Source organism: Microbacterium testaceum (assembly GCF_001476655.1).
Classification (GTDB): domain Bacteria; phylum Actinomycetota; class Actinomycetes; order Actinomycetales; family Microbacteriaceae; genus Microbacterium; species Microbacterium testaceum_C.
This window is the reverse complement of sequence record NZ_LDRT01000076.1, coordinates 1-8,737: the sequence shown is the minus strand read 5'-3', so window position 1 is coordinate 8,737 and position 8,737 is coordinate 1. Positions and strand designations below refer to the sequence as shown.

Annotated in this window: 6 protein-coding genes; 4 read left to right on the top strand and 2 right to left on the bottom strand. The window is 72.8% G+C overall.

What is annotated here, in order from left to right:
* Nucleotide 1 precedes the first annotated feature (1 nt).
* Genes NS220_RS11550 through NS220_RS11540 form a run of 3 tightly spaced genes read left to right on the top strand, consistent with a single transcriptional unit; the run spans nucleotide 2 to nucleotide 2,789 of the window.
* Nucleotides 2-1,291 carry a sensor histidine kinase gene (locus tag NS220_RS11550; RefSeq protein WP_058624202.1) on the top strand — a complete coding sequence of 430 codons (1,290 nt, stop codon included), beginning with the start codon at nucleotides 2-4 and terminating at the stop codon, nucleotides 1,289-1,291.
* Nucleotides 1,279-1,944 (top strand): LuxR C-terminal-related transcriptional regulator, encoded by a 666-nt coding sequence (locus NS220_RS11545; protein WP_058624201.1) that lies wholly within the window; start codon nucleotides 1,279-1,281, stop codon nucleotides 1,942-1,944. Before NS220_RS11550 ends, NS220_RS11545 begins: the two co-directional genes overlap by 13 nt.
* Entirely contained in the window at nucleotides 1,941-2,789 is an 849-nt protein-coding gene (locus NS220_RS11540; RefSeq protein WP_058624200.1) for a hypothetical protein, read from the top strand. Before NS220_RS11545 ends, NS220_RS11540 begins: the two co-directional genes overlap by 4 nt.
* Here the strand turns inward: NS220_RS11540 and NS220_RS11535 are convergent.
* Nucleotides 2,768-3,694 (bottom strand): EamA family transporter, encoded by a 927-nt coding sequence (locus NS220_RS11535; RefSeq protein ID WP_058624199.1) that lies wholly within the window; start codon nucleotides 3,692-3,694, stop codon nucleotides 2,768-2,770. The genes NS220_RS11540 and NS220_RS11535 overlap by 22 nt on opposite strands.
* Before the next feature lie 40 nt (nucleotides 3,695-3,734).
* Between NS220_RS11535 and NS220_RS11530 the strand changes: the two genes are divergently transcribed.
* On the top strand, nucleotides 3,735-4,223 hold the full coding sequence (locus tag NS220_RS11530; RefSeq protein ID WP_081323138.1) for a MarR family winged helix-turn-helix transcriptional regulator: 489 nt from the start codon (nucleotides 3,735-3,737) through the stop codon (nucleotides 4,221-4,223).
* Nucleotides 4,224-4,286: 63 nt separating this feature from the next.
* Here NS220_RS11530 and NS220_RS11525 read toward each other — a convergent pair whose 3' ends face one another.
* A complete protein-coding gene (locus tag NS220_RS11525; protein WP_058624197.1) occupies nucleotides 4,287-8,666 on the bottom strand; it encodes a DUF3418 domain-containing protein in 4,380 nt (1,459 codons plus the stop codon).
* Nucleotides 8,667-8,737: the final 71 nt, after the last annotated feature.

Sequence of the window (8,737 nt, the reverse complement as noted above, 5' to 3'; positions counted from 1 at the left end):
GATGTGTATAAGCGACAGCCTCCCGCCCTCGGCTCCCGCGGACGCCGCGCCGTCGCGCGTGCGGATCGCCACCCCCGGTCGCATCGCCGGGGCGGCGGCCCAGCTGGCCGCACTCGGCCTCGTCGGGCCGATCGTGTTCAGCGCGCTCTTCGGCATGCTGGGCGGCGGCCTCGGACTGCTCGTCGCGATGCTCGTCGGCGTCCTCGTCCTCGTGGCCCTCGTCTACGCCCTCTTCGCGGTGGCGTGGTTCGAGCGGGCACGCGTCGACGGTCTCTACGGGTTCGGCCTCCCGGGGTTGCGTCCGCGACGGAGCCCCCGCTCCGGTTTCGTCGGCTTCCTCCACACGATCTGGCTGCAGGCCATCGACCTGGGCCAGTGGCGCGCGGTGGCCTCGTTCGCGATCGCGACTCTTCTGGGGCTGGTGGTGCTCACCGCGGCCGGTCTCTCGGCGTGGGGCCTCGCTCTCGCCGTCGCCCCGATCTTCGGGTGGCCCGACACGCGCTTCCTGGGGATCTTCCCGCTCGCGGGTTTCGCCGCCCCGCTCGTCGGCATCCTCGCGTTCCTGGGATCCCTCGCCGCCATCATCGGTCTGGCGGTGCTGCACGGCGTGATCGTCCGTGCCCTCTTCGTGCCCTCGCGCGAGGCGGAGCTCGAGGAGCGCGCTCGCACCTCCGACACCCGTCGTGCCGGGGCCGTCCGCGCGGCCGAGGTCGAGCGCACCCGCATCGAGCGCGACCTGCACGACGGCGTCCAGCCGCGGCTCGTCTCGATCGGCATGACCCTCGGTCTCGCGCAGACCAAGATCGACGACGACCCCGAGACCGCCAAGGCCCTCGTCGCCGAGGCCCACGCCTCGACCAAGTCGGCGATCACCGAACTGCGCCAGCTCGCCCGTGGCATCCATGCCTCGGTGCTGGACGATCGGGGACTGGATGCCGCCCTCTCGGCGCTCGCGTCCCGGTCGCACATCCCCGTGAACCTCGACGTGCGTCTGCCGCGTCGGTGCAGTCGCCCGGCCGAGGCCGCGGTGTACTTCTCGATCGCCGAGGCCCTGACCAATGCGGCCAAGCACTCCCGCGCGACCGCGTGCCGCGTGCACGTGCGCCTCCGCGAGGACGGGACCCTGTGGGCCCGTGTCGAGGACGACGGCCTGGGCGGCGCCCGCGTCGTCCCGGGCGGTGGCCTCGACGGCATCGTCAACCGCGTGACCGCGGCCGGCGGCACCGCCCGCATCGACAGCCCGCAGGGCGGACCCACGACGGTGGAGGTGAGCGTCCCGTGCGCATCCTGATCTGCGAAGACTCCGTGCTGCTGCGCGAGGGGCTCGTCCGCCTCCTCGCCGACGACGGCCACGAGGTCGTCTCCGCCCTGCCCGACGCGGAGGGGCTGGAAGCCGCGGTCGCCCAGACGGCGCCCGAGCTCTGCATCCTCGACGTGCGGCTCCCGCCCACCTGGACCGACGAGGGCATCCGCGCCGCGATCGCGCTGAGGTCCCGGCATCCGGGACTCGCCGTCCTCGTCCTCTCGCAGTACGTCGAGGAGCAGTACGCCAGCGATCTGATCGCCGACGGACAGGGCTCGCTCGGCTACCTGCTCAAGGACCGGGTCGCCGACGTCCGCGACTTCCTCGACGCGGTCGCCCGCATCAGCGGCGGAGCCACCGTGCTCGATCCCGAAGTGGTGGGGCAACTGCTCGCCCGCCGCCGGCGCGACGAGCGCCTGCAGAGCCTGACCGAGCGGGAGCGGAGCGTCCTCGCCCTGATCGCGGAAGGCCGGTCGAATCAGGCCATCGCCGCCGCGCTCTTCGTGAGCGAGGCCAGCGTCGAGAAGTACATCACCGCCATCTTCACCAAGCTCGGCCTGGAGCAGGACGAGACCGGCAACCGCCGCGTCATCGCCGCCCTCGTGCACCTGGGCCACGACCACACCGGAGCAACGTCATGACCACGCAGACCCCCCTCGAGCCGACCCCCGTCGAGCCGACCCCTCCGCCGGCGCAGGCCTCGCGCCGCGGAACCGCCCTCGCGGTGTCGATCGTCACGATCGTCGTGGGCGCCTGCGCTCTCGTCGGCACAGTGGGCGGCACGGCGATCACCGCGGCGGCCACGCTCGCCGATACGCGATCCGACATCGACGCGGGGTCCGTCTCGGCCCGGGGACTGACCGATCTCACGGCCGATGTCGCGGGCGGATCCCTCACGATCGAGTACGGCGACGTCGCGGACGCGACTTTGGATGCCGGCGGGGCGCGCCGCGGCGGGTGGACGTTCGAGCGCACGGGCGACAGCCTGCGGGTGTCGTCGCCCCGCGGAGCGTTCATCGATTGGGACCGGGGTCCGAGCGCCACGCTCACCCTGCCCCGCAGCCTGAAGGACACGCCGCTCGACGCGCGCTTCGACGTCACGGGCGGCACCCTCGATGTCGACGCCGACTTGCGCGGGCTGACGGTGAACCTCGCCGGCGGGGCGGTCGAGATGGCGGGAAGCGCCGAGACGCTCGAGATCACCGTCGCCGGAGGCGCCGCGTCGGCCGAGATCGCGGGGGTCGACACGGCGTCGTTCGAGGTCGCCGGAGGCCAGCTGACGGCGGGCCTCAGCGGGGCCACGCCGAGTCGGACCACGGTGTCGGTGACGGCGGGTTCGGCGGACATCACGCTGCCCGACGACGAGTACCGCGTCGTGAACCGCGAGGGCATCGGCTCCGTCGACAACAGCCTGCGCTCGTCGTCGACGGCGAAGGCCGTGGTCGATGTCGAGGCCGCTCTGGGTCAGGTGTCGCTCTCGTCGTGACGGGTGCGCTCTCGAGGGGCCCTTTCTCGTCGTCGAACGGCGGGGAGGGGCCCGTCGCTCGTGCGTCGGGGACGGGCGATCACCAGCGAGAGCAGGACGAGGGCGATCCCGGCCGCCTGCAGCACGGCGAGGGATTCCCCGCCGATGACGACCCCGAGGACGACCCCGGTCACGGGGTTCAGCAGTCCGATGATCCCGACGGTCCCGGCGGGAAGGTGCCGGAGCCCCGTGAACCAGCAGACGAAGGCCAGGGCGGTGGCCACCACCGCGATCCCGGCGTAGGCGGCCACTCCGATGGCATCCATCCGCGGCGGTGATCCCTCGACGAGGCCGGCCGCGACCACGAGTGCGATTCCGCCCGCGGTGAGCTGCCACGCGGTCGTGGCCAGCAGGGGAGTGTCGTCGCGCCATCGTGTGGTGAGGATCGCTCCGAAGGAGGAGGCGAGAAGGGCGATGGCAGATGCCACGACCCCGGCCGGCGACACCGACCCCGCCCCGAGGCCGACGACCAACAGAACGCCGACGATGCCGAGGACCGCGCCGGCCGCCCACCGCGCGGTCGGACGCTGGGCGAGAAGCGGCCAGGCGAGCCCCGCGAGGGCGAGCGGGGCCAGGGCCATGATGGAGGCGGCGATGGACGACGGAAGAAGTTGTGCGGCGAGGTAGACGAGCACGAAGAACGCGCCGAAGTTGAGCAGGCCCAGGACGGGCGCTTTCCACCACCAGTCGCCGCGCGGTCGCCGACGGGCCAGCGCCCAGAGCAGGAGTCCGGCGGGCAGGGCGCGCAGCGCCGCACCCCACAGGGGCGCGTCGGCGGGCAGCAGGTGCCGCGTCACGACGTAGGTGGCGCCCCAGGCGATCGGGGCGACGGCGGTGATCGCGACGAGACGCCATTTATCTTCCATGGAAGACAGTATAGTTTCCGCGGAAGGTATCATGGATGCCATGACCGACCACGTCGACGAACTCGTCGCCCAGTGGGCCGCCGAGCGCCCCGACGTCGATGCCTCGCCCATGCAGATCATCGGGCGGATGAGTCGGATCGTCGACAGGCTCGAGGCCGAGCTGCTCGCCGTCTTCCGCCGCTTCGGACTCGGGGAGGGGGAGTTCGACATCCTCGCCACGCTCCGCCGGCGCGGGGAGCCCTACGCGTGCGCCCCCGGTGACCTCGCGCGCCACACGATGGTGACCACCGGCGCCGTGACCAAGCGGGTCGACCGACTCGTGGCATCCGGTCTCGTGTCCAGGAGCGCGAGCGACGACGACGGCCGCGGGCGGGTGATCGCGCTGACGACGGAGGGGCGGCGGGTCATCGACGAGGCGTTGGTCGCGCACGTCGAGAACGAGGAGCGGATGTTGGCGGCGCTGACTCCGGCCGACCGCCGTGCACTGGAGGCGCTGCTGCGCGAGTGGGGCGCCGCGCTCGGCGTCTGACCGCCGGCGTGGGCCGCCACCGGGGCGCCTCCTCAGGGCTCGGAGTCGCGGAACGTCCGCGACTCATGCGCCCTTCAGGGCCTTCGCGATGCGCTGGGGAGAGACCGGCTCGGCGGTGCCGAGGCGCTGGGCGAACAGGCTCACGCGCAGCTCCTCGAGCAGCCACCGCGTCTGCACGAGGTTCGCGGGAGCGTCGGCGGGGAGCGGCACCGCGCCGCCGGCGTCGAGGAAGCCCGCGGCGGCCCGCTCGTACTCGGTCATGCGCTGGCGGTCGCGGCCCGGGTTGTCGGACAGGGTCGTCACGCGCTCCAACGCCCCGGCGAGATACCGGGGGTAGTGCTGCAGGCGCGGCAGCCCGGTGCGTGAGAGGAACCCGGGGAACAGCAGGCCCTTCACCTGCCCGCGCACGTCGTTGAGGGCTCCGAGGAGCGTGATCGATGCGGCATCCTTCATCGCCCTTTCGACGTCGCGCTGCGCGAGGAGGATCTTCGCGGCGAGCGACACCGTCTGGAAGGTGCGCTCGACCGAGGCCGAGGAGAACGCGTCGCGCACCCGCTCGAACGCGGCCTTGTCGCGTACGACGCCGGTCGGACTCTCGCGCCCGAGGATGTCGTCGGCCAGGGCCACGCGCGCATCCTCGATCAGCGCCTTCGCGTTCTGGTACGGGGATGCCGCGAGCGCGAGCTTCTCGTTCGCGGTGAGGTGGTCGAGGACGTAGGTGGCGGGGGAGGGGACCGCGAGCAGCATCAGGCGGCGGATGCCGGCGCGGGTGAGGCGCGCGGCATCCTCGGGGGTGGCTTCCACGCGCAGGGTGACGCTGTCGCCGTCGTCGACAAGCGCCGGGTAGCCGCGCACGACACCGCCGGCGACCGGGGTGTCGACGACCTCGGTGAGCTCGTCGAGATCCCACGTTGTCAGCTTCGCGCGGGCGGCGAATGCGGGAGAGGCCTCGGCGACCTTCGCGGCCTTCTGCGCCGGTCGTGCGATGGTCGACTCGACGCTCGACCGGGCCTTGTCGGCCAGGCGCCGCTGCAGGGCCCGCAGGTCGCGGTCGCTCCCGATCGCCCGTCCGCGGGCGTCGACCGCGCGGAACGAGGGCAGCAGGTGCGCGGGGACGCGCTCGAGCTCGAAGTCGGTCGCGCTCACGCGCTGATTGGCGACCCGCTGCACCTGGGCCGCGAGGGCGTCGACGAGCGTCGTCTTCGGCAGACCGTTCGCGTGCTCGGGGCCCTTCTCTGCCAGCTCGGCGCTGAATTTCTCGGCCCAGTCGGCCGCGGGCACGACGTTGCGGCGGATCGTCTTCGGCAGAGCGCGCAACAGGGCCGTGACGAGCTCGTCGCGCATGCCGGGCACCTGCCAGTCGAAGCCGTCGGGGCGCAGCTGCGCCAGCAGCGGCAGCGGCACGACGACCGTGACGCCGTCGTCGGGCGCCCCCGGCTCGAAGCGGTAGGCGAGGTTCAGCGTCTGATCGCCCTGGCGCCACCGTGCGGGGAAGGCGCGGTCGTCGCCCTGCGCCCGATCGCCGGTGAGGTCGGACTCGCGCAGGTCGAGCAGGTGGGGCGTACGGTGGACGGCATCCTTCCACCACGCCTCGAACGAGCGCACGTCGGTGACGTCCGCGGGGATGCGGGCGTTGTAGAACGCGAACACCGCCTCGTCGCCGATGAGGATGTCGCGGCGCCGCTCGCGCTCCTCGATCTTCTCGAGCAGGCGGCGCTGCTCGAGGTTGCGGCGGAGGAACGCCGTGAGGCGCTTGTCGAGCACCGAGGGGTCCCACTCGCCCTCGACCAGCGCGTGGCGCACGAACATCTCGCGCGCGAGCGGACGGTCGAACCGCGCGAGCTGCACGCGGCGTCGCCCGACGAGCTCGACCCCGAACAGGGTGACCTTCTCGTAGGCGGCGGCGGAGCCGGCATCCTTCGACCAGTGCGGCTCGCTCAGCGAGCGCTTCACGAGGTCGGGGGCGAGCTCCTCCGCCCACGCCGGGTCGACCGCGGCCACCGTGCGGGCGAACAGGCGAGACGTCTCGACGAGCTCGGCCGCCATGACCGCGGAGGGACGCTTCTTCTTCAGCCCCGACCCGGGGAAGATCGCGAAGCGGGCACCGCGCGCGCCGATGTACTCGCCCTTGACGGGGCGGGTCTCGCCGGGGGCCTTGCGGTCCTTCGTCTGCGCCATCGTGCGCGGGTCGAGGATGCCGAGGTGCGAGAGCAGTCCGGACAGGATCGCGCGGTGGATGGCATCGCCCGCGGCGTGCCCCTCGGGGGCGGTGCGCTCGCTCGACGAACCGTGTCCCGATTTGTGCACGCCGTGTCCCGAATTGTGCGAGCCGTGTCCCGAATTGTGCGGCCTGGAGGGGTCTGTTCCCGCCGAAAGTGGGACATGGTTCGTCGAGCCGCGCCCGCGCTCGCTGCCGCCACGCTCGCCGCCGCGCCCGGTGCCACCGTCGCGCCCGCGCCCGTCGCCGCCTCGCCCGCCCTCGCCCGCCGATGCCCTCCCGCCGTCGCCGCGCTCCGCGCCGAGCGACCGGAGCTGCCGGTGCACGTCCATCCACTCGCGCACGCGCACGTAGTTGAGGTGCTCGCTGCGGCACAGGCGCCGGAAGGCGCTCGAGCCGAGCTCGGCCTGCTTCTCCTGCAGGTACTCCCACAGGTTGAGCAGGGAGAGGAAGTCGCTCGTCGGGTCGGTGAACCGCGCGTGGAAGCGGTCGGCCTCTTCGCGGCGCTCCTCGGGACGCTCGCGCACGTCCTGGATCGACATGCCCGACACGATCGCGAGCACCTCGGACGTGACGTCGCCGCGCCGCGCCTCGATGAGCATGCGGGCGAAGCGCGGGTCGATCGGCAGACGCGCGATCTCGCGGCCGATCTCGGTCAGGCGGGGGCCGCGATCGTCGCCGCGCCCGCGGGACCGCTCGCCGCGCCCGTCCCGCTGCCGGGACGGATCGCCGTCGCCGCGCACGTCGCGCTCGCCCTCGTCGAGCTCCCGATCCGACGCGGCGGCGGACCGCGACCCGGGCGCGGGCAGCTTCACCGCGCCGAGCTCCACGAGCAGGTCGAACGCCGCCTTCACACCGCGCGAATCGGGCGGGGTGAGGAACGGGAACGCCTGGATGTCGCCGAACCCGAGCGAGAGCATCTGCAGGATGACGGATGCCAGCGACGTGCGCAGGATCTCGGGCTCGGTGTACTCCGGGCGCCGGGTGAAGTCGTCTTCGGAATAGAGCCGGATCGCGATGCCCGGCGAGGTGCGACCGGCGCGGCCGGATCGCTGCTGCGCAGACGCCTGCGAGACGGCCTCGATCGGCAGGCGCTGGATCTTCGAGCGGTTGCTGTAGCGCGAGATGCGCGCCGTGCCGGTGTCGACGACGTACCGGATGCCGGGGACGGTGAGGCTCGTCTCGGCGACGTTGGTGGCGAGGATGACGCGGCGGCGCACGCCCGCGACGGTGGAGCGCTCGAAGACGCGGTGCTGCTCCGCAGCGGAGAGGCGGCCGTACAGGGGGAGCACCTCGGTGGGGGCGGCATCCTTCTGATACGCCCCGCGGATGGCATCCGCCGCGTCGCGGATCTCGGCCTCGCCCGGGAAGAAGACGAGCACGTCGCCCGCGGGTTCCCGGTCGAGCTCCCGCAGGGCCGCCACGACGGCTCCGACCTCGTCGGCGTCGTCGCCAGGGCCCCCGGGCTTGCCGGCGGCGCGTGCAGAACTCCTGACTTTCTGAGGCCCCGGCCCCGTGCGACCGCGCGATGACGGGACGGCCGGGTCGTCGGCATCCGGAATCTCAGGAGTTTCGCCCGCGCCGCCCACGTCCTCCGCACCATCCAGCGGCCGGTACCGGATCTCGACCGGGTACGTCCGCCCCGACACCTCGATCACCGGCGCGGGCGTCGGCTCGCCGCCGGGCTCGGCGGGGGCGGCGGCGAAGTGCCGCGCGAAGCTCTCGGGGTCGATCGTCGCCGAGGTGACGATGACCTTCAGATCCGGACGCTTCGGCAGGATGCGACGGAGGTAGCCGAGCAGGAAGTCGATGTTGAGCGAGCGCTCGTGCGCCTCGTCGACGATGATCGTGTCGTAGCGGCGGAGCAGCCGGTCGCGGTGGATCTCGTTGAGCAGGATGCCGTCGGTCACCAGCGCCACACGCGTGTCGGCCGAGACCTTGTCGGTGAAGCGCACCTTGTAGCCGACGGTCGAGCCGAGCGGCACCTGCATCTCGTCGGCGATGCGCTCGGCGATCGTGCGCGCGGCGATGCGGCGGGGCTGGGTGTGCGCGATCGAGGTGCGCCCCAGCTCGAGGCAGATCTTCGGCAGCTGCGTCGTCTTTCCCGAGCCGGTCGCGCCGGCGACGATCACGACCTGGTGGTCGCGGATCGCGCGCGCGATCTCGTCCCGCGCCGCGCTGACGGGCAGCTCGGGCGGGTAGACGATGACGGGTTCGACAGACACAGCCTTCCAGCTTATCGCGAGCCCGCGCCGCGAGCTCGATCCCGCCGCGTCGCGGTCTGGGCCGCGCCGAG

What these genes read in the sequence shown, in the direction of transcription:
- NS220_RS11535 (WP_058624199.1), bottom strand. Translation starts at nt 3,694, where the DNA reads ATGGAAGATAAATGGCGTCTCGTCGCGATCACCGCCGTCGCCCCGATC.
- NS220_RS11540 (WP_058624200.1), top strand. Translation starts at nt 1,941, where the DNA reads ATGACCACGCAGACCCCCCTCGAGCCGACCCCCGTCGAGCCGACCCCT.
- NS220_RS11550 (WP_058624202.1), top strand. Translation starts at nt 2, where the DNA reads ATGTGTATAAGCGACAGCCTCCCGCCCTCGGCTCCCGCGGACGCCGCG.
- NS220_RS11530 (WP_081323138.1), top strand. Translation starts at nt 3,735, where the DNA reads ATGACCGACCACGTCGACGAACTCGTCGCCCAGTGGGCCGCCGAGCGC.